The 306-nt window shown below is 50.3% G+C and carries 2 tRNA genes; both read left to right on the top strand.

Features of this window, described 5'->3' with window-relative positions:
• The first annotated feature begins 67 nt into the window (after positions 1-67).
• A tRNA-Ile gene (locus tag ACK59H_RS23050) sits at positions 68-144 on the top strand.
• 24 nt (positions 145-168) lie between these two features.
• A tRNA-Ala gene (locus ACK59H_RS23045) sits at positions 169-244 on the top strand.
• The last annotated feature ends 62 nt before the right edge of the window (positions 245-306 follow it).

Raw genomic sequence — 306 nt, 5'->3', positions numbered from 1 at the left:
CTGATGAGCTCCCACACGAATTGCTTGATTCATTGTAAAAGACGATGCTGTAACGCAACCTTGTTATAGGTCTGTAGCTCAGTTGGTTAGAGCGCACCCCTGATAAGGGTGAGGTCGGCAGTTCAAATCTGCCCAGACCTACCATTACATGGTTCAGCCGTAGAATACGGGGCCATAGCTCAGCTGGGAGAGCGCCTGCCTTGCACGCAGGAGGTCAGCGGTTCGATCCCGCTTGGCTCCACCACTTCTGCTCTACTTGATCAGAATTCAGAAATGAACATTCAGTTCGAATGTTGATTTCTGGCT

This window comes from Pseudomonas sp. KCJK9000, from assembly GCF_046230725.1.
Lineage (GTDB): Bacteria > Pseudomonadota > Gammaproteobacteria > Pseudomonadales > Pseudomonadaceae > Aquipseudomonas > Aquipseudomonas promysalinigenes.
This window is presented reverse-complemented; position numbering and strand designations above follow the sequence as displayed.